The following is a 22,668-nucleotide window of genomic DNA, read 5'->3' on the forward strand; positions in this document are numbered from 1 at the left end:
CTGCAAGGGTTCGCGAGGCAGCCTAGGAAGAGCTCGCCATTCGTTACGCGGTGGACTTTTCCTTTGATCTCCGCATGCCTGTCGAAGCCCAGTTGAATGCACTGGATAAATACAAAGCGTGGAGCCAGGCAGCCACCGACAGGTTTGAAGCGGGTGAATGGTATGTCGGGGGAAACATCATGGAACCATGCCATGCGCAGAAAAGAGGGCCGTCATGACTAAGCCATCCGGGCAACGCATAGCCGACGAGGGGACCCTTGCTCTGCTCCATCCCAGGACGGGGCGGATTGAATCCTCGAAACCCGGGTGAGATTCTTGTAACCTATGACGGGGAGGGGCCTATTCGGCGAGGTTGCTTTCAGGGATCAGTCGCTTGGAGCTTTTGTCGGACTCCTTCGTGGGGCGAGAAGTGCTTCTGGTGTTTGACGGTGGCAGGGCAGACAAGCCCATCGTGGTCGGCGTCCTTGAAAACGTCTTGGAAACCCTTGTCTGCCTGGATGGAGGCGGATAGCCGGCCCTCCTCCATGGAAGATCCCTCCTGCAATGGGCGTACGGTGGTCGAAGCCGACAAGGAGATGGTGCTGAGATGCGGAGAGGGCAGCATTTCCATTAAAAGAGGGCCGCATTGTGATTCGCGGCAGGGAGATTGTTTCCAGGGCCTCGGGTACCAATAAGATCAAAGGTGGCAGTGTTGAGTTGAATTAAAGGTTCAGGAGTATCGATTCAGCTTGCCTTCTATGGTTAAAGTGCAAGGAAAAGCCTGCCTCCGGCGGCGAGGGTGGCGAAGCCACCATTGCGAAAACACCTCGAAAGCTGCCTGCCGTTGTAATGTGTCCCTCGTTCCTCGGGCCACATTGCAACGGCCTTTCGGCTCGGGCTTCGCCCGAAACATATGCTGGTGGTTTGTACGAGCGATGCGACAAGCCTTCAAGGGCTAAGATTCGTTATCGTAACGTGTTGATTATTTTGCTTAAACCGGACCGTTTCCAAAGGTGTTGGGAAATTTTAAAACCTGTTTGTCAAGCTTTTCAAAAGCTTGGCCCCCGGCAGGGCCGCCGGAGGCAATGTTGAACACTCCGTTTTGAGACCTGACGTTGACCATAAAAGGCTTGTTTTTCCATGCATCTCTTACACAACAAAACGCCCTATGCTGCAGAAACCTTTGTCCTTCGTGATCAGCACGGAACCCGCCAGGCGGTTGCCATCATCAAGGGGACTTTTCTGTACTACGAACAGGGCTTTGTGCAGGATGCTCCCGACCAGCTTCCCTTGTGCTATGCCGATGAGTATTACGGAAAGCCGGGGCTCAGAGCAGCCTTCGGTACGCCTCAGATCTTGTCCCGGAAAAAAAAGGCACGGATATTGTGCTGAACGGGCATGCCTATGCACCCGGGAAAAAAGCGGTCCGCAAGCTCCATACCGCTTTGATGGTTGGACCGCATCAAAAGCGTGTGCGCGTGTACGGAGATCGTGCCTGGCGTTATCGGCTGGGAGAGCGTCACCAAAACCTCCCCTTTGCCTTTCCTTAAAATGCCCCTTGTCTATGAGAGAGCCTTCGGTGGTGCCGACACGTCGCACAAGACAAAAAAGCAGGGGCATTGCCTGGAAAATCCCGTTGGCACGGGGTTTGAATGGCAAGGACAAAAAAAAAACATTGGACGGTCATCCGTTGCCGAAGCCTGAGTGGGCGAATCGTTCGATACAGGCATGGAAAGACAAACCGTCCTCCAGGATACGGGTTTGTGTAGCCACTGGGAGCCCAGGGGATCCCGGTGCGGAACCTATGACGAGGAGTGGGAACGGCGGCGCATGCCCTTTTTGCCTGAGGATTTTGACCCCGGGTTTTACAACACAGGCTCTTCCGATCTCGCACTTGAAGAGTGGATTGCCGGGGATGAGACCGTGACCCTTATTAATCTTCACCCGGATAACGAAAAAATTCAGTTTAACCTTCCGGGTATCAATCTCACATCGGCATTTATCCTCCGTGATCAGACATACAAACCCGATGTGCGGCTCGATACCCTTTTGATCGAGCCAGACACAAACAGGTTTTCCATTGTATGGAGATCTGTTTTTCCAGACCGGGATCAGCCTGACAGCATTTGAAACAAGTGACAGTCAGCCATGACGGATAACAGCTCCAATTCCATAGCCATTACGGGTCTTGGCATGGTCACCTCGGTGGGCCATGACGTGAAGACCGCCTGCTCGTCTATCCGTGCGGGCCTGAAACGCCCTGTAAAACTGCAGAATTTTTATGCTGAGTCACCCGGAGGCTATGACGACTGGGAAGACGGACTGGTGACGGGTCACCCGGTCTTTGATGGGGATGTGGACGAGACCGAAGACCGAATTTGCAGGCTGCTGGGTGATGCCTTGGAAGATATCGCGGATAACGCCGGGCTTTGCGAATCAGATGCCGTTCCTTTGTTCCTCGCTCTTCCCGGAAAAGAGAGGGATCTGTTCCCCGACGAGACCATGGACAATTTTCGCGAGAAACAAGGAACGCTTTCACGTGTGGGAAGAGGTTATACCTCCACTGGCAACGCCGCGGGCCTGATGGCGTTGGAACGTGCAGCAGAAACAATTGAGGCTGGCCAGTGTGAACAGGCCCTTGTGGCCGGAGCGGATTTTCTCTTCCTTGGTTTTGCCAACCTGTCCCGGTTGAACCGGATGAAGCGGCTGAAGAACCGAGATCAATTCGGATGGATTGATCCCTGGAGAGGCCTCAGCGGTCGTACTTTTGGAAGGGCTTACCCGGGCCGAGAAGCGACAGGCGGCGATCCAGGGGATTTTAGAGGGTGTGGGCGTCGGGTTTGAGTCGACCCATTGCCTTGAAGGGAGACACGCTGGTTCCGGGCTGTCCGATACCGTTTTCACTCTGTTGCCGCAGGATGATGACGGGCCCGTGGATGTCAGGGCGATCATGACCGATCTGAACGGAGAACCTTACCGTTTCGATGAGATGTCCATGATGCATGCGCGGGTTTTCAGCCGGATGGACGGGGAGAAAGAAGATGCCCCTTCTGCCCCGCTCGGAATATCGGAGACACGGGGCCGCTTCAGCCCTGGTTTCCATGTGTCTTGCTTCTCGCACCATGGCCCGGGGCGGGTTTAAGAGCGACACCAATTGCCCGGTGTCTGGTTCTCTCTTCATCGGACTCCGGTGAGAGGGGGGCTCTTTTCATGACATTCAACATGGGGGATTGACGATGGGCGTTACGGTAGGTGCAAATGGTCGAACGGTGGTTCATAATGGGCAGCGGCGGCACATCGGTTGCTTCGCCGGACATATGCCGCACACAGATCGGTCCGGTGGTGGTGCCCATTCCATACGCAAACACAGCCATGTCGTCTGATCTTGACGGCGGTGCTCAAACGGTCAAAGCCGATGGTAATCCTCTCGGGGCACGCCAAGTCAAATTTCAAAAAAAGCATCGGCGACGAGGCTGGAGACAAGAAAGGAACGGCATCCGGCACCATCCAGAAGCAGGCGGAGTTCACCAGCTCTTCATTCGATGTCCAGGTGGAAGGAAACGGTGTGGCACGAGCCTTTGACACCATGATTCACAACAACAAAAACACCCCTCCTGCCCCGTTGATGCAGGCTCCCCTTGTGCAGGATATTATGGATGAGACACCGGTGATACCGGAACAGGGGAAGGTGGAAATGCGTTTTCTCGACCCCTTTGGGGAACCCATGGAAGGACTTGAGCTTGATGTGGAGATTGACGGCGAAAGCTGCGTGTTCCGGTGACTCAGTCTATAGGGCAGATAGTTCACCTTTCAGAAATGGAAGAAGTGGTTGTAAAAAATCCCAACATGGATTTGAAAGAAAAAGAATAATAGGTCACATGTTGTAGGGGGACTAAGGAATGGCTATAGAAAAAAATGTAAATATTAAAAATAATCAGAAGTATATAGTTTCTCATGAGCCCTGTGATGCAAAAATATTATATCCGTCCTTGGGGTGTCCTTCCTTAGTTAAGATTGAAGGAGATAATGCATGGGTTGAGATGGTCGTAGCATGTAAAAATAATGGTTTATGTTTGGCTGAAATAGCATTTCATCTTCGATATGTGGAATGGGGAATGCTTCATGGGGATAAGAAGCAAAATTCAACTATTGGAGATAGGTCGAGGTATAAAATGCTCGATCTATACAAAAATATTTTTTGAGTCTGCAAGATTCAAAGAACAGTACCAGTTTAATACGAATATCCGAAGCATATTTTAATGCTGATAATCGAATTAATGTAGAAAGTATTGAAAGTGATAACTTTCAAATTCAATTAGCGCACATGAATGCCTTCCCCTGGGTCCTGGAAATGTACAAAAAGGAAGGGTATATGTATCTTTATAAAATAGCAGTTAATCTAAAGTATGAACCGGGTTCGCCGCACGGTGGGGAACACCGGAAAACTTTTGAATTTCATTTGGCTCGAAAAAGAACTTTATGAAAAGTCTAAAGGGTAAACCCAGTTTGATGGAAATTGAAACTGGATGGTATAAATACCTTCTTAAAAAAGAAAAAAAAAGAAGTTAAAACCAGACTTTCAGAATTTGGAGGTGATGTGGCGGAAGCACAGGATGTACTAGTTAAGCTATATCACCCAGTATATATTTCAAAGAAAAATCGACTTTCTATAGGCCACATTACCGATATTCATCTCGATACTCGAATGGAACTCTATAGCAAGTCTGTCGCAAGTGTTATTGAGGTCAGAGAACTGCCAGGTTAGAATTAAAGATGATAAGCGGGTTGTGGAAAATGATGAACTTTATCAGCCAATAAAAAATCTTGTGGCGAATTTTAACCAGTCGTTTACGAGTATCAGTGGCAAGCTACTAAGCAAGGCTGATGCCTTAGTCGTAACAGGCGACTTGATTGATTTTAATAAGGGCATCCACACAGATCAAACTTTCTCAGATAAGGATAAAACACCATCTAAAGTTTGGGAAGAACTGAAGGTGAATGGTTTTCCTTAGATAACGAGAATCATTTGGAAGATCGGAATTGGTTTCTTTTTTACAAGCTTCTTGTTGAACTTTATACCAAACATGGAAAACCGATATTTACAATGTTGGGTAACCATGATGACGTGAAGCATGCGATGGCTCCATGGCCGGTTTTCGGTCTTACTTGGAATGGGGTGTATGATATGAACCTAACCCGATATGAAAATGCCCTTTGCTTCGGAAAGGATATAATGACAATAAAGAATTTGTATTTAATAGTAAAACATCATCAAAATGTGTTGAGTGGTATACGTTCTTTATTAACCCATTCCCAGACTATGTAATCGACTACGGAGATCAAAGCATGTTTATGGTTCTATGGGGGAGGAGCAAATATTTCACGTATTGGGGGTATTGACGATGTGACTAAAAATTTGGTCGGTAAAAAAGTCCCTTTAGGCATCCAGGCTCACTTCATCACGCAGCCAATTTGTTTCGAGAAAAAAATGAGTATGAAAAGCCCCTACAATATAAAGACAAACAGGGTAATGTCATAACGGTAAAAGTCGAGGATGAAGATGGAAATGAAGTTGAACTGACAGACCCTTATAGAAAAAAGAAAATGCCCTTTCTTGTTAAGAATTTTACTATTTACAAATCATGGATTAATCGTCCTGCAGCGGTAAGGATGTTATTTACTCATGCTACAGTAATATGTCCTAAAGACAATGTGACGGTAGGAGAGATCAATAATGATTATTCGTGGAAAGAACCTGAACTGTGCTACGGAACGTTCGATTACCGTCGAGATGAAGTGATAAAAGATGTTGAAAATGGCAAGCTTCATATCGCTGTAGGAGGGCATAGTCACAGAAATTTAGTGATGAAAGTTGGTGAAAAGAAAAAGGACCATGCAACTGTACTTGCTGCAGGAGAAAGGATCAGAACAGAGTTTATCGAACCGGAACATATTGCTATGGTGACCTCCAGCGGTGGTCCGTTTCCTAAATACCTACCGGGTGCCCCCATGATTTGTGCTTGCTTTAAGGAAAATAAGTACAACACAGGGTTCTACTGTGAACGGGATTTTTTCTAAAAGAGTTACACACAAAGCAGCTTTATTCTGGGCAAGATGATTCTAAAAAAGAAGCAATAAACTCAAATGAGTGTCCTCATTGTCATATGCAAGCAGGTGATATGGTCAGAAAACCTGCCAAGAGACATAGGCCTGGTGGAAACCTACTAATTTTTGATGATACTGGAAAACTGAAAATCCAATCTGTTGTGACTGATGATAAAAAAAACAAACCCAGAAAAGCAGTGATGTGTGAGGAACAGAAGATATTTATCGATGATATGAAACTGGAAGATATCAATAGCTATGAAGAATTTAGTGATTGGGATGAGACAGAAAAACCCATTCAGATTATTAGTACAGAACCCTTTACTTATTATGGACATATGGAATTTCCATCAAGGGTAAAGTATATTACCTCAAAACAGGTGTTTTGCCCGGTGATAGTGCGGTTCAACTTGTTTCAAAAGAATATTCAAATAAGTTTTTTAAATTCGTTAAGGAAAGTGTTTTTGATAATATTTATGAAAAAAGGGTTGTTCAGGAAATTGGAAAGAAATGTTTTAGAAAATTGAAAAATGCTGCAACACATGAAAGCGATTTTGCATTTGTAAGATATTCATTCAATGAGTTAGATTTTTGGGATCGTGAGATCAATATTAGGGAAACAGAGATTTGAAGATGTCAAAGAATATCCGAAGATCAAAAACAAATAATCCTTTTGAAGCATCGAAAGAATGGTTGGCAGAAAAGTTTCGAAAACCTATAATCCGCAATATCAGGAGTATATAAAAGATGATTTTAGGGGCATGCTATTGGAATTTAGGATCATTCCTGATTTTTGAAAAGGAAGGATAACGATGTCTGTGGATATTAAAAAAGAACTAATTCTTATAGTTTTAATGCTTTTTTTGACCGTTTCGTGCACCCGAGGAGAGAATATGGATAACGATGCTTTTTAAAAATATTAAGGGTAAGTGAGAAAAAATTCAATGAGACCTATAAAGGTGAAGAGGTTGATCTTTCTTATTCAGATTTAAGAGGAATGATAATAAAAGAAGCAATCTTGACAGGAGCTAATCTTAAAGGTTCAAATTTAACGAAAACTGTTTTTAAAAAATGCAATTTGGAGAAAGCGGACCTTTCCGGCGCGACATTGGACCATACTTTTTTTAATGCCTGTCAAATGAGCGAGGTTAAGATTTATAAAATCTCGATTTAGTACCGTTTTTTTTGAGGATTGTAAGATGAAGCACGCTGATCTTCATGAATCAATATTCAATAAAATTCAATTTGAAAAAACCACACTGGGTAGATCGAATTTAATCGGAATAATGATTGACGATGGTGTTTTTTCTATTAAATCGGAAGTTCAGGATTGTAAAATCATGAACAGTAAAATTCTGAATATTGTAATCAACGACACCAATTTTATCGGATCAGATTTAACGGACTCAATTGTCCAGGGTTCTATAGTCGAGAGTTCATCTTTTAGTGATTCAACTCTTATCCGAACAAATTTTTCAGGCTCAAAGACCAAGGGGAGGCTTTTCAGCGATCCTGATTTTTTGGATGCGAAAGCAAAAGATATAAATTTCAGTAATTGTAATATGTACGGAGTTTCTATGCTTGATGCTGACTTGGAAAACGCTGATTTTTCAAATTCGAATATTGAACTTCTTGATGCACAGAGTGCTTATTTAAAAGGTGCTAATTTTTCTAATTCCAATTTGAGTGGATTGAATTTAGGTCATTGTGATTTGACAGAAGCAGATTTCTCAAATTCCGTAATTATACGGAAGATAATTTTGAAAGATACAAAATTAGATGGCACATCATTCAAGAAGCTAACGTTTATGGATAATCCTACAATAATCTTAAGTGATTGGATCTTACGAGGGTAAATCTCTCCCAATTGAGTAAGTAATTATGGAGTGCTTTTGTTTTGGAATGCTTTTTGCCTTGTGAAAAAAGTGACATTTACATTTCTGTGTCAGGGTAATTGACGTCTCATAAGAATAGTGCAGGCTGAAGTGCTTTGGAAACATCATGCTTAAGATGCCCCGCCTTGAAGCCGGGGCATTGTAGTTTACTTTTTGAGACGTCTCACAACATCCAGCACAAACTCCTGGCAGTAGATGCCTGCCTTGGGATCGAACCCTTCGTCGTGGAGTTCGGAGTTGGAGAGGATTCGGATGCCAAGGAAGGGGACGCCGTAGGCTTCGGCGACCTGGGCTGCGGAAGCGGTTTCCATTTCTTCCGCGGAGGTGTTGTAGGTGGCATGGATCCAGGCGATGCGGTCGAGCTCGCGGTTCCACTGGTCGGCGGAGCCAATAACGCCTGTGACGACCTTGCCGTGTTTGTAGGCTGCAGAGGTTTTTTCGGCGACATCCAACAGGTGGGCATCCCCCTTAAAATCGGTGAACTCTTTTGCTTCTCCCTTCACATTGACGGTGATGGTCATGGGGAGCCATTTTTCGGGCTTCACACCCTTTCCGGCGTCCCCGTGTTCCGTCCTGAAGTTTCCGAAGTTCACGGCTGTTTTTCCTAAGACAATGTCGTAGCGGTGCAGCTCAGGGGCGTGGCCGCCGGAGGTACCCTGGTTGATGATGGCAGACGGGTTGAATCGCTCAATGGCGAGGACGGTGGATGCCGCGGCGTTGGTCATGCCGACCTCGGTCTTGGCAACGACCACGGGGCGGCCTTCGAGGGCTCCCTTGAAAAAACGCCAGCCGCCGATGGTTATCTCCTCAACATCAGTGAGCTTCTCGATCATAAACTGTGTTTCAACATCCATGGCACCCTGGATGACAATGGGGCGCATCTCGGAGGCGGCACATGGGTGATTGCCCCCGATGACAAAAATGGCCAGCAGGATGGCGGCCAGCAGCGCGGATACTCGTTTGGTCATGACGTACTTCTTTCGTGTTTTAGCCCGGATATTTCACGAGTCGAGCGCACCCATATTCGGAAAGCATGCATTGCAGTGTCGTTGTTTATCTCAAGGCTCTGATAAAGCAGAAGATGGGTGCACTCGACTCGCCCGAAGGGTGAGAAAGTGAGCGGGAAGTTGAATGGGCGCTTTTTGCGGTTTTGAGATGCCTCAGTTTTTCGCGATAACCTCCCATAATGATTGTCTATTTCTTCGCTTTGGCCGTTTTCTCATGAAATATCCGGGTTAGCGTTCATGTGGCGAGGGCCAGGGGAGACGTTGCTTCCGTCTGCGAAGGGTTGGCTCTATGGGCATGGCAGCCATCCTCCTCCCGGCACCTGAAGAAAAACAGCCCGCAGCGTTTTTTCCCTATCGCACGGGAGCGTGCTGGCCGCGGAAAGCATCTCAACGGGCAAACTCAGTTTTTTGCTTGATCAGGACGCGTGGCTGGAGGCGAGGTGTTGGTGTTACTTATTTCAACCCATGGGAAACCGAGGGGGTGGCAATGACGGCGTATGACCTTGTCGGCTATGGACTGCTTCTGTTTGGTATCCAGGTTGGCTTATCGCGGGTTCTCTTTTATCTTTACGGCATGTGCCTGGCCAGATGGGTCGGCTACTGGTTCCCGTCATGGTGCAAGAGGCTTCTTTTTGTCGTGTTTGGGGCCTTTGTCCTGCAGGCCGTGGCTCTGAAATCAGGCACAGCCTGCCGGGAATCTGTGGCTGTGGTTTCTGCGACAAGCTATTGCTTGACGTGGGCATATATTTTTCTGAAGACAGAGGTGACCAGTTAGAAGAGCGGGGGTGCTGCCAAATTACAGGCATCAAAAGGGCCATGCTGAAGAATCTTCTTGAGTATGTGTGTGCCGTGGGGCTGGGAGTGGGGACAGCCCTGTGGGTAAGGGGTGAGAACCCGCTGGACGGGGTTACGCTTTTAGCAGGGGCCAACCCTGTATCCTCGTTTTTCCTGGTGAGTGCCTATGGGGTGTCAGCCATCTACGTTTTTTGCGGTGCGTTTTACATTGTTGTGTCAAGCAGGTCAGATCTTCTCCTGGCAGGTGTCGGGATTCTCATGGGGATATGTGCCATCGTGTATGGGCTTGGTTTGGGGGTGGTGCTGATGTTTTGTTCTCCTCCCGTTGCCGGGCTCCTTGTCTGCCTCAGCGGGCTTTTGCTTTTTATGTTGCTGGAAAACAGCAAGGGCACGAACTCACCGCTTCCCATGGTCATCCCTGTATTTGTGATCCTGTCCGTTTTTTCCGGCCTCGGGCTGATGGTGGCGGGGTAGATGCCACCTTTCTCCTTCAGGTCGTGAGCTGGCTTTGGGCTTCTCCCTGGCAGGTGAGCACAGCAACCAGGGTTGCACTATAGGTCTTGTGGTGATGATTGAGGCAAGCCGCTCAATGCCCAGTGCCCGGCTTGCCCGTTATCTCAAAATATCCTTTATTTGTATCCGATGTCCCGGTTATAGGTGTTCGTGCACCGGTTGCACCAGGAATCACTTTTTTCTACCGGGCTTTTCAGCAGGGAAATTCACCGCCTCCCCGGCCGAAAAATTCGGCGACGACGTCTCCTGTCCCCGTGCGGGTGACGGCCCCTGAAAACATGGGGAACATGGTGGTTATCTGGTAGGCACCTGTTACCCAGGTGACGTTAGAAAGAAGGCTCGCAAAATTGTCTCCAATGTCCACATAGTCCACCGTGGTGCCTGCTACATTGATCCCGATAATCGTGGAGGGATGCAAGGGGCCTGCATTGAAACACCTCAGGGCTCCAGGCCCAGGATGCGTGGTGCCAGCCCAGCTCCCCGCGGTTTGCCCGGAACCTAACGCTTTTAGGCGTTCCGTTATCCAGAAAGTCCACATCCAGGTAATCGAGGTCCTCGGTGCCGTGGTGATAGGTCTGGAAGCCGAACTGGACCTTGTTTTTCAGGTCGGACATGAAAAAGAAGTCCCAGCCACCCAGGGCAAAGGCCCACCTGCCGAATGAGTTTTCCCGGTAGCCGTGTCCGTCTATCTGCATGCGCTCGCCGGTTGTCAGGTCCCTGATCCAGCCGTCGACTTTGGTGGATGGCCAGTTCATGTTGACGGTCCAGTGCTCCGTTCGCTCAAGCTTTAGGTGGAGGTCATTCCCAACTTCCCAGGTCCTGTCTTTGTGTGCATGGTAATCGGGGTAGGAGAATCCCTCTGGCGCCTTTTCCCCAGCCCAGATCTGGCTGACTTCAAGTTCCCACTCAAAGTGCTCGGTTTTGCCCGAAAGGATCAACCTGTCCGGCTTGCCGTCTCCCTTTCGCATGGGCACCATCTTCCCGAATATCTCTTCCCCAGGCTTTTCCGCGAAAAATGATCGCTCCGAGGTGCCCGCTTCGAAATCGAGTCCGAAATTGACATAATCGGCATACCGGGCACCGGTTTTTCCCACTTTGCCGAAGCACGCCATGTTTGCCCCTGAAGGCATGAGGTTGGGCTCAAAGACATAGTCCGGATCCCCCAGGTGGCCTTCCGGGTCGGCCACAAGATAGGCCACGACACCGGTAAATTTCCCGTCTTTATCGTGGATGCTGAAATAGTCCCATTCAAGGGAGAGTCCGTCCAGCACATGGGGTTGCCGGTAATCTTCGGATAGCACGTTCCAGCCGCATAGCCCGTCCTCTAATGTCGCGGCGTTTTTTTGGGCGTACCGGTCCTGCCACGTGGTGAGCGAACCCATGGAAAAGGCGCTTTGAGCCATAAACAAACACACAAAAAATACGACAATTACGTGACGCATACACTTACTCTCCTTTGGTTGATGGTGTCAGACCTGTCCTTGACTCTGGTATTTCTAAGGTTTACGGGCGAAAACACCCGGGGTATGCTGCTGAGGCCATGGCACAATCAATAAAGCCTGTCTCTTCAGCTTGACGGAAAAGTCGGTATTGCATGTTGATGCAAAGACGCGTTGGGGGGGATCAAGGGGGGGCATATACGGCCAAGATTCTGGCCCACGATACAAAAGCAGTGCCTTTGTCAATTTTTACTCGGTTGGGGGGCAGAGAGGGGGGATTGCTTGGTGTTTGCACGTTTTGTGTAGCAATCACCTGTGTGTTAGTTTCTTCGTGTTTATTGTAATGGCTTGATGTTTTGAATTACTCAGTATTACTGTCTTGATTGGACTTTATAGTTACAGCGCCAGCAATTTGTCAAGGCAGTAAGTTCGTATATATGATTGCCCAGCGGTGGTAACGGAAGGTATTTACGGTGTGGTGCGTTTTGTGCAGACATTTCATGAGATAATGATCGGTTACTTTGGAAAAGCGAAAGCCATTCATCATTATTCTTATAAAACACTCGCTCTAAGTAAGGCCTTGACGCCGGTGTGCAAAGGGAATACCTCCTCTTTACGAAGATCAGATGCCAACCTGCCTGTTTTTTTAAAGGCCAACCACTATCAGGAGACACAGTGAATTACGGCGAAACAACGTGCGAGCTTTCAGGCAGATGAGGTGACAACGTTGCTCTCTCGTGCATGGCTTCCCGACTCAGAGGTGACGGCGATTTTTATCGGGATCCACGGCGGCATGGCACACGGTGGAGACTGGGTCACGGCGGCGGAGTACTTTAAAACAAAAGGGATTGCCACCTACGCCCCGGATCTGAGGTTTCACGGAACCTACCCGAAGCACAATCCTGGGGGCAGAAACTTTTTTCATATTGATTCATACGATACCTATGCGCGGGATATCCATGGTTACATCGGCTGGGTGAAAGAGCGCCATCCCGGTGTGCCTGTGTTTATCCTCTCCCATTCAAACGGGGCCCTTATCGCACTCTATTACGGGCTGACCCTGGGGAAAGAAGCGGACATCAAGGGGTATATCCTCTCGTCTCCGTGGCTGAAGAACAAGGTGGCCGTGCCGAAGGTGCAGAACCATGCCTCCAGGCTGGTTGCCTGGGTGCATCCGACGTTTTCGGTTACGCCCCCTGCATTGACGCATCACCTGACCCACGATGAAAAGATCACAAAGCGCCATGTTGACGACGAGAAACGTGGCTTAAGGAGCACAAAGGTCTCAGCCAGTCTGGGCGTGGAGTCAGAGAAGACCCAGCAGTGGGTGGTGGCCCGCATGAAAACCTGGGAGAGGGTTCCCATTTTTTGCGTGATTGCAGGAGACGACAGGCTGGCGGATCCGGCGGTGAGTCAACAGGCCATGGCCGATGTCCCGCCAGGACTTGCCGACGTCACCACATACGAGGCGAATTACCATGAGAATTTCAATGAGGTGAATCGAGACGAGTTATTCGGTCGTATTCTGGATTGGACGGAAAGGCTTATTTTCTAAGGGAAGGTATTAAAACAATCATGGGTAAAAAAAGAAAACTGTTGGTGATAAGTGTTTCCATCGGGTCTGGTCATGTTCGTGCGGCCGAAGCGATTCGTAAGACCGCTTTGCTCCATTGCCCGGAGCTGGAGGTCGTGCATCTGGATGCCATGGAGTATGTGTCGGGAGCGTTCAGGAAAGCGTATAAGGAGAGCTATTTAAAAATCATTGAACGCCATCCGTCCCTGTGGGGATACATGTTTTCCAAAAGCGATCGGGCCGAAAATGACGACTCAAAGATGAAAAATGTACGGCTTGCCTTGGAGCGGCTCAGTGCCCGGGCATTGATGGATGAAATCGAGCGGATCAATCCCGACGGGATCCTCTGCACCCATTTTCTTCCCGCCGGACTGATTTCACGAAAAATCAGAAAAGGCCGGATGGAGGTTCCGTGCTGGATTCAAGTGACGGATTTCGATGTTCACGGGCTTTGGTTCCAGAACCGGATGGACGGCTATTTCGTGGCCTGTGAGGAAGCGTCGTGGAAACTTGCGGCGTTTGGTGTTCAGCCGTCAAACATACACATGACGGGTATTCCCATCGTCCCGTCGTTTGCCGAGGCCCATGACAGAGAGGCCTGGGCGGCCGAGCTGGGTGTGGGCCTTGACAAACCAACCGTTCTTATGATGTCCGGTGGTGAGGGATTGGGGGATATGCTCACCTTGACCGAGCGCATGTTAGAGACGGACCCCTTGTGCCAGGTCATCGCCCTTGCAGGTAAAAATGAAGACCTTTTCATCTCCCTTACCCGGCTATCTGAATCCCATGGGGGACGACTGATCCCCATGGGATTTACCAACACCATAGAGCGGGTGATGGCCGTGAGCGATATTGCCGTGACCAAACCCGGAGGCTTGACCAGTGCCGAATGCCTGGCCATGGGGCTTCCCATGATCATCATCTCTCCGATTCCAGGCCAGGAAGAGCGAAATGCCGATTACCTTCTTGAGCACGGCGCAGCACTCAAAGCGCTGGATGCGACGTCCTTGGAACATAAAATCAAGCGGCTTATGGATCGTCCTGACAAAATAGGTGAGATGAAGGAAAAAGCCGCACAGATTGCACGGCCCGATGCGGCAGCACACGTTCTGGATATCATATGCGAGGCATTGGAACGGAACGCGGTCCATACCTGAAAAACCGGACGATATGGGGGCTCATCTCTCGTACGCAGAATGCCGTAAGGTCTCCGAGCCCCCTTTGCCAACGTCCTGATCCGTCTTTTCATCACTCCTGGCAAAAGTTGATCAGGTACTCCCTTGCCTCTTCAATGGACGTCCCTTCGGCCTGGCTCATGGCCTTTTCCATTTCGGCAGTTTCGGGGTTGTATGTCGCGACCTTGGATTTCGAGTGCTCTTCGATCATTTTTCTGTACCTGGCGCACAAGGGGTCTTCATGGACAGACTCGGTGGCCGCCTCCGGTTCGGGCTCTGCGGGTTCATTGGCATGGGCCAGCTTAAAGGCCTTGATCTGTTCCATGATGGTGGCGGGCTGGCCCTGCATGAACGCCGGGATGGCGCAGACCCCTTCAAAGAGGATGTAAGGCTCTTCGCAGGCACCGTCCACGGGCATTTTCATCATGGGCTGCTCTTCGTTTGCTGCGGCAAGGACGGGGGTGAATACAAGGATCGCCAGGACAAGGGTGAGACGTCGCGGCATGGACAGGAGTGCTCTCATGTGGGGCCTCTCTCGTGTGTGTGCGGTTGGAAAAATGGTAACTATTCCGCTTATGCCTCCGGCGGCCCTGCAGGGGGCTAAACTTTTAAAAAGTTTAACAAACAGGTTTAAAAACATCTTTTTGAGTGAACGTTTACTTTAAAGGCGGATGTGATTTGACCCGAGGAACGAGGGGCGGAGACTAGCCATATCCGCAACCTGCTTTCAAGGTGGCACACCTTGCCGCCGGAGGCTGTTTTTTTTGAGCTGAATAGTTACGAAAAAAGAACGGGTACATGGGGTGATGAACCTCATGCACCCGTTTGTTTTTAATCGCCATTGATATGTGACGATAACATCACGGTTTCGGTAGGAAATCAAGGGCAACTGTTCAATGGCTTTTCAGACCGGAATGCGGCCTGCCCATTCATTGGTTACTTATCGGCCTGGCTCAGCTCGGCCTGGGGTGTCTCTTCAAGGGCCTGTACCGCGCCCAGGATGTCAGCCCCTTTTGCCTCGGTGAGGGTAAACCCGAGTCTCTGGTCGGTGGCGGTGCCGTGCATGGGGGCGTCTCCGAAGAGCTCAAGGGTGTAGGGGCGGTCCGTTGTCAGGACAACGGTAAGGGCCGGGGTCTCATCTTTTTTCTCTTCCATCAGCCAGGTGTCGCATGAAAGGCGGCACAGGGAGGCGATGAGTTTGTCCACTTTTTCGGCTGACAGGGTGTTGCCGTTTTGGTCTTTCCAGATGGTTTTGGGGGGCGCGCCTTCCTCGCCCGGCTCCGTGGCCCTGGTGAGGGCAAGGTCGGTCTCTCCCATGGTGACGGCAAGGGCGTTCACCTCGGAGGCGATGAGGTTAAAGACCGTCTTGTCGATGAACCGGTTCGAATCCGTTGTGAACTGGGAGGCGAAGTTCCCCTTGGCGTGGTAGACTTTTTTGTCGCCTTCAATGGTCACAAAGGTGTGGCCCATGGAGGGGGCGGCTTTGCCCACGGTGACGTCCCGCAGCACGGTCTCGCCTTTGTAGAGGCGGACGTTTTTTGCGGTCGCCGGGTCCAGGTCGTAGCGGTTGTAGCTTTCGGCCTCGGAGACCATGGCTGTCAGCGTCATCTCCCCTGCGGTCTCCACAAGTTTTGTGACCTGCTCCTGTTTGGCGGGAAACCCCTCCAAATCAACGGTCCACTCATTTCCCTCTTTTTCAAAGAGCAGGGTCTCTGCTTGTGTATTAATCTCCATGCGGTCCACATCCCCTGCGGACACGGTGTCGAGAACCGGCAGCTCATAGCTGGTGCCGTCGGTGTCCCGAAGGAAGAGGTAGGCGCTCAGGGCCACGATGAGGGCAAGGAGAATGATGGTTTCTTTTTTCACGTCAGGTGTCCTCCTGTGGTGGTGGTGTTATTGAAACATGGCCCGGATGGTTTTTCTTCGGGACTGGCGCTTGGCGTAAACCGCCATGCCGAAGAGAGCGACGAGCAGGGGCAGGCCCACGATGTTGAAGGCCTTCACTGGCGTCTTGACGCTGTCCGGCACCTTGTCGATGGGGTTGAACCGCTGCTTTTTGCTTCGCATGACGGCAATGCCCTCGCGGCCGTTGAGCCCGTCCATGAGGTTCATGACAAAGGTGGCGTTGGCGCTTTCTCCCTGCTCATCAAAGAGGCTGTTGGTGAGCATGTCCAGGGAGCCCACCACGATGAGGCGGGCCGGTTTGCCGTGCTCGATCACGGCGCCTGTCTGAGAGATGGCCGCGGCCTTGTTTTCAGGCTGTTTGGCCTCTTCTCCCTCGGGGGGGGCGGGGGCCGGTTTTTCCGGGATAGGCTTTCCCTTGAAGTAGCTGGTAAAGGAGCCCTCCACCATGGCGGCCACGGGACGGCTGGCAAAGGAGCCCGCGTCTGTGGGCGGTTTGAGGAACATGGGGTTCAGGGAGATGTTCCTCTCCTTGAGCCAGGAACGTTCGGAGGTGGAAAAGAGGGTGGCGGCCGACAGGTTCTGCTCTGAAACGGTCTTCTCGTCCACGATGACCGGTGAGGCCTTTAAGGTGACGAGCCCCTTGATGTTGTTCATGAAGGGGACGTCGTGGTTGATGGTGTCGTTTTCGATGATGGGGGCAAAGTAAACGTTCTGCTGACCGCCCCCCATGCGCCTGGGCAGGTTTTGCTTGTAGCAGTTCTCGTCCATGATGTAGGCGCTTTGAACGCGAACCCCGTAGTGGGCCAGGAGCTTGTCGAGGCCCGTGCGAACCGGGCTGTAGGTGGAGGGCTGCATGAAGGCCATCTGGGGGTTGGGATTCTGCATCTCTTTGAAGGCGTCCACGAACACGGCCACGTTTTTGCCTGCCATGAGGGCCTGGTCGATGCGGAAGAGGTCGTAGTCGGTGAAGGTCTCCTTGGCCCCGGCGATAATGAGGCTGTTGATGTCCTCGGGGATACCGTTTGCCTTGAGGTCCACATCGGACACCGCGTAATTGCGGGAGAGGGTGGCGCTGAAGTTGTTCAGGGCGTTCGTGCCGGGGGCCATGGGGTTGGCGGGGTTGCGATCGAAGCGTGGTGCCGTGCCGTTGCTTGTGAGGTACCCCACCTTTTCGTTGATGTCGATGAGGGACTCCACGGCCCCGCCCACGGCCTCTTCCATCTCCTGATCGGTCATGAGCTTGTACTGGGTGCCGAAAAGGGGAATGCGGTTCACCTCAAGGATGGGGATGGTGACGGATTTGTCTCCGTATCGCATCACCATGCCGATGATGCCGGAGCCCGCCTTGATCTTGCCGCCTGAGAGATCCGGCCACCCAAGCTGGAGCACCCCGTAGCGCTCGGCCAGGGTCTGCTTTTCTTCGGTGGTTTGCGGATCAAAGCGGTTGAAGGTGAGGCGGTCGTAGCTGCGTCCAGCTGAGAGTTTGGGTGACGGCTCCTCCACGCAGACCGGCAGGTCATGGAGGTGCAGAGCCATGGAGGAGCCCTTCCGCCATGGAGCGGGAGAGGTGAAGGTGCAGGCTCAATTTCCGTCAAGGGAAAGCAGGGTGCTGATCTTGTTGCCCAGCTTCATCATGGACATGGTGAGCTTGTACTCCAGCCCTTCGGTGGAGGTGATGGCCGGAATACGCTGAATAAGGTCCCCGTGGATCACCACAAGCCCCATGTACGCGGTCTTGACCTTCACCTCGTGGCTTTCCACGGTTCGAAGATGTCACCGGCCGGATGCCGTAGCTGCCCGCCAGCTCCGCGTTGCGCTTGCTCGTGGGGTTGGTCTCCATGTCCCCGCCGATGGAATAGAATCGAAAGTTGAAGTAGCGGTTGGCATTTCACATCCTCCAGCAGGTCGGCGAGGTACTTTTCGGTGGTGTTGTGGGGGGCCGGAAGGTCCTCGGAGAAGAAGACATTGATGGTCAGCGGTTCCGAAAGGTTCTTCACCGCCTCGATGCTGGCGTCGGAAAGGGAGTAGACCTTGTTTTTCGTGAGGTCCGCCCGAAAGAAAAGGGTGGCACCCGCCACATTCAAAAGCACCACCACCACTATGTAGATCAGTCCTTTGAGATATTTTTCTTTTTTCATGGTTGCCTTATCTATGGTTATGCCTCCGGCGGCCCTGCCGGGGGCCAAACTTTTGAAAAGTTTGATAAACAGGTTTTTATTTACTGCCAGGCTAATTCGATGAAGTTTTGGTCATATGTGTAAACATCACGGGCGAGGCCCGTCAGCGAATGTGAAAGATGGCAGGAGCAGAACCCCGGAGCATTCCCTGGCCGCCGAGAGGGCTTGTTTAGTTTTTATCCGTCACTGAGATGGAGGCCCCGTAAAGGAAGAGAAAAATCACGCCGCCAAGCAGAGTGAGGGAGGATCCTGGAGTCCACCACGCCTCGGGCGATGTTCCGGAAATGGTAATCGGCTCCGATCTGGCTGAAAAAGCCCAAGATGGCCGTGGGAAAAAAGACCAGGAGCTTGTCCACCAGGGTGAGGGCAAAGCAGATGAGGGTCCCCAGGATAAAGGCGATGATCTGGTTGCGCGTCAGGGACGAGGCAAAAAGCCCGATGGCGGCAAAGGCCCCGCCCAGGAGGATGGCCCCTGCGTACCCGCCGATGACCGGCCCCCAGTCCAGGTCGCCGAAGAGGGCCACGGTGACGGCATAGGCAAAGGTGGGGGTGAGCATGGCGCAGACAAAGACCAGGGCCGAGAGGAATTTGCCCACCACAATGTCCCGCGGGGTGACCGGCAGGGTCATGACCACCTCAAAGGAGCCCATGGCCAGCTCTTCGGCAAAGAGGCGCATGGTCACCGCCGGGATCACAAAAGAGAAGATCAGGGGCAAGAGCGCGAAAAAGTCCCGCAGGCTTGCCTGGCCGTTTCAAAAAAGTGAGGGACAGACCGTACACTAAGAGAAAGATGGCGATGACGATGTAGGCGATGGGCGAGGTGAAGAAGTCTTTCAGCTCTTTTTTCATGATGTGAAGGGTCTGCATGGGCTTTTAGTTCTCCTTCGTCAGGGTTCGGAAGATGGATTCAAGGGTGTTGGCTTCCATCGCCGGGCGGCTGATCGACGCCCGTCGGTCCCCTTGACGGCGTTGTACACGGCTTCCCGGCCGTCCTGCCCCTTTTTGAAGGTAACGGCAAGCTCGCAGCGGTTCTCTTTGCTCTGGGCTGCCTCCACCTTTGCCACGCTGCCGAGGCCCTGGAACAGGGTCTTTGCCTCGTCGGCCGGTGCCCCTTTTACGTCCATCTTCAGGCAGGGGCCGCTGCCGTTGCCGCCGGTGCGGATCTCATCGGTGGTGCCGTCGGCCACGATTTTCCCCTTGTGGACAATGGCGATGCGGTCGCAGGTGGCCTCGGCTTCGCTCAGGATATGGGTGGAGAAAATAATGGTGCGGGTTTCCCCGATGTCCCGGATGATTTTTCGGATCTCCACGATCTGGTTGGGATCCAGCCCAGAGATCATCATCCCATCAAGGGTGTTCCGGTCGCTGATCATGGCATAGGCCAGTCCCACCCGCTGCTTGAGGCCCTTGGAGAGGGCGCCGATGGGTTTGTCCATGATGTCCGTGAGGCTGCACAGGGCAGACATCTCCTTGATGCGTGCAAGGCGGTTTGCCTTGGGGATGCCTCGGACGTCCGCCGTGTAGCAAAGGAAGTCATACACCAGCATGTTGGGGTAGAGGGGAGCCGACTCCGGCAGGTAGCCGATGCGTTTTTTGAGCTCCAAGGGCTGGTTGGATACGGGCGTATCGTTGTAGTAGATCTCTCCGCTGGTGGGGCGGAAGTAGCCGGTGAGCATTTTAAGGGTGGTGGTCTTGCCGGCGCCGTTGGGGCCCAGAAGTCCTAAGATTTCCCCTTTGCGAATCTCCAGGCTGATGCCGTCCACCGCGCGGAATGCGCCGTAGTCTTTGGTGACATCGTCAACCCTGATCATGGATTCCTCCTTGAACAATAGCTTTTTAATATAAGGTGCTTTTTAATACACGGGCGTGGTGGGTTTGGATCCGGCCACCTGATGCGTGCCCGATTTGTCAGCCGGCTCAGGTTGAAAGGATGGTCGGTGCGCGGGGTTTAAAAAATCCGGTATTAAACGTGCCACCGGAAGGAATCTTCACGCCCGAAAAGGCCGGGTGACGGTTGCTGTGCAGCAATTTAAACAAAGTTTTTTTTACATATGGCAAAGGAAAATGCAAGGGGGAATATGCATGGAGGCAAGGGGGAGGGGTCGGTGGGCAGTTTTTTTCGTTTGGCGCATACCACCGGGACACCCAGTGGCATGTGAAGCAATCACTCTTTATGCTTTGGTGGTGTCATGAGGGGATAGTGTACTTTCAGGGATGTCTTTTGTGGGGGCGGGGGGATTTTTTGTGGTCACTCAAATTGCCTTCAAATCACAAAGTAAGCATGGAAAAGCCTGCCTCCGGCTGTGAGGAGGATGCACGACGGGTGTCGTAACTTTGATCCTTAACAAGGCATTCGCTTGGGCGTGTCCGGTAAAACCTGCCCTTATTTGAATTATCTTAAGTCGGTCATTTCTGGTATGACCTTGTCTGTTAACCGGCACTTGCGACAACGCCGCTATGCTGATCATGAATCGAATATAAGGGTGTTTCACATGCTGAGAATTCTGGCTAAACTGCTTGCATTGTACGGTCGTAAAATAGGTCAAAGACATCCTCAGGGCAATGAACGTCGATGCCCCCATCCGGTGGCTGCCATGCGGCCGGAAACCATCCTGTTGGCGGCGGGGTCCATGATGGATTATATCGATGGGCACCCTAAGATCACTATCAAAGAAGACTGATGCAGTGGATAAGGCAAGGCGGGTCTTGGAAGATGCCGAGATAGGGTATCGTCGAAGTTTTTCCCCCATTGAGCTTGCGTTTGAATCCGAAGCACAGTTTCAAGCGTTGCAGCCGCTGTTTCAGGAGTTGGCAGAGACCATCGGTGGGGTTACCCGGGAGGGGAGAACGGTCTTTGCCGGTAACCCCCGAAACGTGTGGGAATCCATTCTCTGTTCGGTCCCCAATCCGGGCATGTACCATGTTTTGGAGAACCTGGAGGAAGCGCCGGAACATGTCTACTGTATCCACTATGGGGATATGTTCATCGAAGATATCGCCGATGAATTGTCCAGACTGGATCGGTATCCTAATCTCCAGTCGCTGACTTTTTTTTCAAACGACATGCGGGAGAACGATCTCAGCGATATTCCCTTTGAAGGGCTGCAGCAGCTCAGGCACCTGGAATTGTCCGACAACCAGCTGTGTGACCTCTGGGAGACGATTTGCCGGTTGCCAAACCTGGAATCTCTCATATATGGCGACGGTTTCGCGGGTCTGGGATTACTACGGCGAAATGAAAAATTTGAAATACCTCAATGTGAGGCGCAACTGCTTTAACGAAGAGGAACTGGGCAAATTAATAAAACTGCTTCCCCATTGCCTCATCGAAGCGGACGATCAGCGTGAGTGGTAGGCGGCCCTGGCACCGAGAGCTCAGATTGGCCTGAAATGGCCGTATGTCATTGCGTTCCCGAAACCTGAGCTGCTTCAACACGGCGCGTCACGGAACACCAAAAAGCCCCGGCAGGAAAGCGGGGCTTTTTGGTGGTGTGGTCATCGGCAAGCCGTTTTTTAACGACCTGTATGTCAAATTCAACTCACTAAATCGGGAAAAGTTTGGCCCCCAGCAGTGCAGCCGGAGGCCAGCTTTCGTTGACCTTCACCACGAATCCGCAAGAGCACAGACCTTGAACTCCGGAATCTTGGAATCCGGGTCCAGGGCGGCGTTGGTGAGCCGGTTGGCGGCGGCTTCAGCAAAGTGGAAGGGCAGAAAGACCGTCCCTTTTTCCATGCGGTCGGAGAGGTTCACCCGAGCTTTGATCTCCGCGTCAAAGCCGTCGAAGCCTTCCATCTGCGCATCACGGCATTTCTCCAGTGCGTCTTCCCGGCTCATCTCCACAAAGCATTCACTCACCTGCTGGTTCAGACCGCCCGATTTTCGGGTCATGGTGCCGGTGTGGTAGTGGTAGAGCACCCGGCCGGTGGTGAGGACCAGGGGGTAGTCGGCATCCGGGGTCTCGGCTGCCGGGGTAAAGGTCACGGGAAAGAAGATGCCTTTGCCCCTTGCAAAGCGCTCCACGTGGAGGCGCGGGGTGCCGGGGTGGTCTGCCGTGGGGCAGGGCCAGGGAATGCCCTCGCCGTCGAGGCGTTCGTAGTTCAGTCC

The 22,668-nt window shown here is 51.5% G+C and carries 27 protein-coding genes and 3 pseudogenes; 19 read left to right on the plus strand and 11 right to left on the minus strand.

Annotated features, from left to right (window positions below; all coding sequences use genetic code 11):
* Positions 1–346 precede the first annotated feature (346 nt).
* The 14 genes and pseudogenes from ACOYW1_RS08430 to ACOYW1_RS08495 all read left to right on the plus strand — a co-directional run.
* Positions 347–511: pseudogene (locus tag ACOYW1_RS08430) on the plus strand (DUF6484 domain-containing protein); the annotation flags it as partial.
* A 608-nt stretch (positions 512–1,119) separates the two neighbouring features.
* Positions 1,120–1,371, plus strand: a complete 252-nt coding sequence (locus ACOYW1_RS08435) for a hypothetical protein (RefSeq protein WP_482422442.1) — start codon at positions 1,120–1,122, stop codon at positions 1,369–1,371.
* Positions 1,365–1,529 carry a DUF2169 domain-containing protein gene (locus ACOYW1_RS08440; protein ID WP_482422443.1) on the plus strand — a complete coding sequence of 55 codons (165 nt, stop codon included), beginning with the start codon at positions 1,365–1,367 and terminating at the stop codon, positions 1,527–1,529. The genes ACOYW1_RS08435 and ACOYW1_RS08440 overlap by 7 nt, the downstream gene beginning before the upstream one ends.
* A pseudogene (locus tag ACOYW1_RS08445) lies at positions 1,471–2,109 on the plus strand (DUF2169 domain-containing protein). Before ACOYW1_RS08440 ends, ACOYW1_RS08445 begins: the two are co-directional and overlap by 59 nt.
* An 18-nt stretch (positions 2,110–2,127) precedes the next feature.
* A complete protein-coding gene (locus ACOYW1_RS08450; RefSeq protein ID WP_482422444.1) occupies positions 2,128–2,823 on the plus strand; it encodes a hypothetical protein in 696 nt (231 codons plus the stop codon).
* A gap of 435 nt (positions 2,824–3,258) precedes the next feature.
* Positions 3,259–3,351 (plus strand): annotated as a pseudogene (locus tag ACOYW1_RS08455) (hypothetical protein); the annotation flags it as partial.
* 43 nt (positions 3,352–3,394) lie between these two features.
* On the plus strand, positions 3,395–3,760 hold the full coding sequence (locus tag ACOYW1_RS08460) for a PAAR-like domain-containing protein (protein WP_482422445.1): 366 nt from the start codon (positions 3,395–3,397) through the stop codon (positions 3,758–3,760).
* A 118-nt stretch (positions 3,761–3,878) separates the two neighbouring features.
* Positions 3,879–4,181: a hypothetical protein gene (locus ACOYW1_RS08465; RefSeq protein WP_482422446.1), complete on the plus strand. Its 303-nt coding sequence runs from the start codon at positions 3,879–3,881 to the stop codon at positions 4,179–4,181.
* Between the two features lie 314 nt (positions 4,182–4,495).
* Positions 4,496–4,744, plus strand: a complete 249-nt coding sequence (locus ACOYW1_RS08470) for a hypothetical protein (RefSeq protein WP_482422447.1) — start codon at positions 4,496–4,498, stop codon at positions 4,742–4,744.
* Positions 4,745–4,766: 22 nt separating this feature from the next.
* Complete coding sequence (locus ACOYW1_RS08475) at positions 4,767–4,991, plus strand: hypothetical protein (RefSeq protein WP_482422448.1); 225 nt, start codon at positions 4,767–4,769, stop codon at positions 4,989–4,991.
* A 460-nt stretch (positions 4,992–5,451) separates the two neighbouring features.
* Positions 5,452–6,057: a hypothetical protein gene (locus tag ACOYW1_RS08480; RefSeq protein WP_482422449.1), complete on the plus strand. Its 606-nt coding sequence runs from the start codon at positions 5,452–5,454 to the stop codon at positions 6,055–6,057.
* Between the two features lie 101 nt (positions 6,058–6,158).
* The gene (locus ACOYW1_RS08485; protein ID WP_482422450.1) at positions 6,159–6,611 is read left to right on the plus strand and encodes a hypothetical protein; all 453 of its coding nucleotides are present in this window, start codon (positions 6,159–6,161) and stop codon (positions 6,609–6,611) included.
* Between the two features lie 389 nt (positions 6,612–7,000).
* Complete coding sequence (locus ACOYW1_RS08490) at positions 7,001–7,258, plus strand: pentapeptide repeat-containing protein (RefSeq protein WP_482423692.1); 258 nt, start codon at positions 7,001–7,003, stop codon at positions 7,256–7,258.
* Between the two features lie 25 nt (positions 7,259–7,283).
* Entirely contained in the window at positions 7,284–7,940 is a 657-nt protein-coding gene (locus ACOYW1_RS08495) for a pentapeptide repeat-containing protein (protein ID WP_482422451.1), read from the plus strand.
* A gap of 185 nt (positions 7,941–8,125) precedes the next feature.
* Here the strand turns inward: ACOYW1_RS08495 and ACOYW1_RS08500 are convergent, their stop codons facing one another.
* A complete protein-coding gene (locus ACOYW1_RS08500) occupies positions 8,126–8,947 on the minus strand; it encodes a 5'-methylthioadenosine/S-adenosylhomocysteine nucleosidase (protein WP_482422452.1) in 822 nt (273 codons plus the stop codon).
* An 855-nt stretch (positions 8,948–9,802) separates the two neighbouring features.
* Between ACOYW1_RS08500 and ACOYW1_RS08505 the strand changes: the two genes are divergently transcribed.
* On the plus strand, positions 9,803–10,255 hold the full coding sequence (locus ACOYW1_RS08505; RefSeq protein ID WP_482422453.1) for a hypothetical protein: 453 nt from the start codon (positions 9,803–9,805) through the stop codon (positions 10,253–10,255).
* Positions 10,256–10,620: 365 nt separating this feature from the next.
* Here the strand turns inward: ACOYW1_RS08505 and ACOYW1_RS08510 are convergent, their stop codons facing one another.
* Positions 10,621–11,676, minus strand: coding sequence for a hypothetical protein (locus ACOYW1_RS08510; RefSeq protein ID WP_482422454.1), 1,056 nt, complete (start codon positions 11,674–11,676; stop codon positions 10,621–10,623).
* Between the two features lie 784 nt (positions 11,677–12,460).
* Between ACOYW1_RS08510 and ACOYW1_RS08515 the strand changes: the two genes are divergently transcribed.
* On the plus strand, positions 12,461–13,288 hold the full coding sequence (locus ACOYW1_RS08515; RefSeq protein WP_482422455.1) for an alpha/beta fold hydrolase: 828 nt from the start codon (positions 12,461–12,463) through the stop codon (positions 13,286–13,288).
* Between the two features lie 20 nt (positions 13,289–13,308).
* A complete protein-coding gene (locus ACOYW1_RS08520) occupies positions 13,309–14,463 on the plus strand; it encodes an MGDG synthase family glycosyltransferase (protein ID WP_482422456.1) in 1,155 nt (384 codons plus the stop codon).
* A 91-nt stretch (positions 14,464–14,554) separates the two neighbouring features.
* Here ACOYW1_RS08520 and ACOYW1_RS08525 read toward each other — a convergent pair whose 3' ends face one another.
* The 8 genes from ACOYW1_RS08525 to ACOYW1_RS08560 all read right to left on the minus strand — a co-directional run bounded on the left by ACOYW1_RS08525 (position 14,555) and on the right by ACOYW1_RS08560 (position 20,374).
* A complete protein-coding gene (locus tag ACOYW1_RS08525) occupies positions 14,555–15,004 on the minus strand; it encodes a hypothetical protein (protein WP_482422457.1) in 450 nt (149 codons plus the stop codon).
* A gap of 413 nt (positions 15,005–15,417) precedes the next feature.
* Positions 15,418–16,347: a DUF4340 domain-containing protein gene (locus ACOYW1_RS08530; protein ID WP_482422458.1), complete on the minus strand. Its 930-nt coding sequence runs from the start codon at positions 16,345–16,347 to the stop codon at positions 15,418–15,420.
* A 27-nt stretch (positions 16,348–16,374) separates the two neighbouring features.
* Entirely contained in the window at positions 16,375–17,922 is a 1,548-nt protein-coding gene (locus tag ACOYW1_RS08535; RefSeq protein WP_482422459.1) for a Gldg family protein, read from the minus strand.
* 45 nt (positions 17,923–17,967) lie between these two features.
* A complete protein-coding gene (locus ACOYW1_RS08540; protein ID WP_482422460.1) occupies positions 17,968–18,132 on the minus strand; it encodes a hypothetical protein in 165 nt (54 codons plus the stop codon).
* Positions 18,129–18,524: a DUF7088 domain-containing protein gene (locus tag ACOYW1_RS08545; protein ID WP_482422461.1), complete on the minus strand. Its 396-nt coding sequence runs from the start codon at positions 18,522–18,524 to the stop codon at positions 18,129–18,131. The genes ACOYW1_RS08540 and ACOYW1_RS08545 overlap by 4 nt, the downstream gene beginning before the upstream one ends.
* 215 nt (positions 18,525–18,739) lie before the next feature.
* Positions 18,740–19,240, minus strand: a complete 501-nt coding sequence (locus ACOYW1_RS08550; protein WP_482422462.1) for an ABC transporter permease subunit — start codon at positions 19,238–19,240, stop codon at positions 18,740–18,742.
* The gene (locus tag ACOYW1_RS08555) at positions 19,200–19,430 is read right to left on the minus strand and encodes a hypothetical protein (protein ID WP_482422463.1); all 231 of its coding nucleotides are present in this window, start codon (positions 19,428–19,430) and stop codon (positions 19,200–19,202) included. The genes ACOYW1_RS08550 and ACOYW1_RS08555 overlap by 41 nt, the downstream gene beginning before the upstream one ends.
* A 20-nt stretch (positions 19,431–19,450) precedes the next feature.
* On the minus strand, positions 19,451–20,374 hold the full coding sequence (locus ACOYW1_RS08560) for an ABC transporter ATP-binding protein (RefSeq protein ID WP_482422464.1): 924 nt from the start codon (positions 20,372–20,374) through the stop codon (positions 19,451–19,453).
* 552 nt (positions 20,375–20,926) lie between these two features.
* On the opposite strand from ACOYW1_RS08560, the gene ACOYW1_RS08565 reads away from it, so the two are divergent.
* A complete protein-coding gene (locus tag ACOYW1_RS08565) occupies positions 20,927–21,244 on the plus strand; it encodes a hypothetical protein (protein WP_482422465.1) in 318 nt (105 codons plus the stop codon).
* Between the two features lie 25 nt (positions 21,245–21,269).
* Complete coding sequence (locus ACOYW1_RS08570; protein ID WP_482422466.1) at positions 21,270–21,842, plus strand: hypothetical protein; 573 nt, start codon at positions 21,270–21,272, stop codon at positions 21,840–21,842.
* A 322-nt stretch (positions 21,843–22,164) separates the two neighbouring features.
* Here the strand turns inward: ACOYW1_RS08570 and ACOYW1_RS08575 are convergent, their stop codons facing one another.
* Positions 22,165–22,584, minus strand: coding sequence for a molybdopterin oxidoreductase family protein (locus tag ACOYW1_RS08575; RefSeq protein WP_482422467.1), 420 nt, complete (start codon positions 22,582–22,584; stop codon positions 22,165–22,167).
* Positions 22,585–22,668: the final 84 nt, after the last annotated feature.

This window comes from Desulfoluna sp. CYM3A (genome assembly GCF_056829965.1).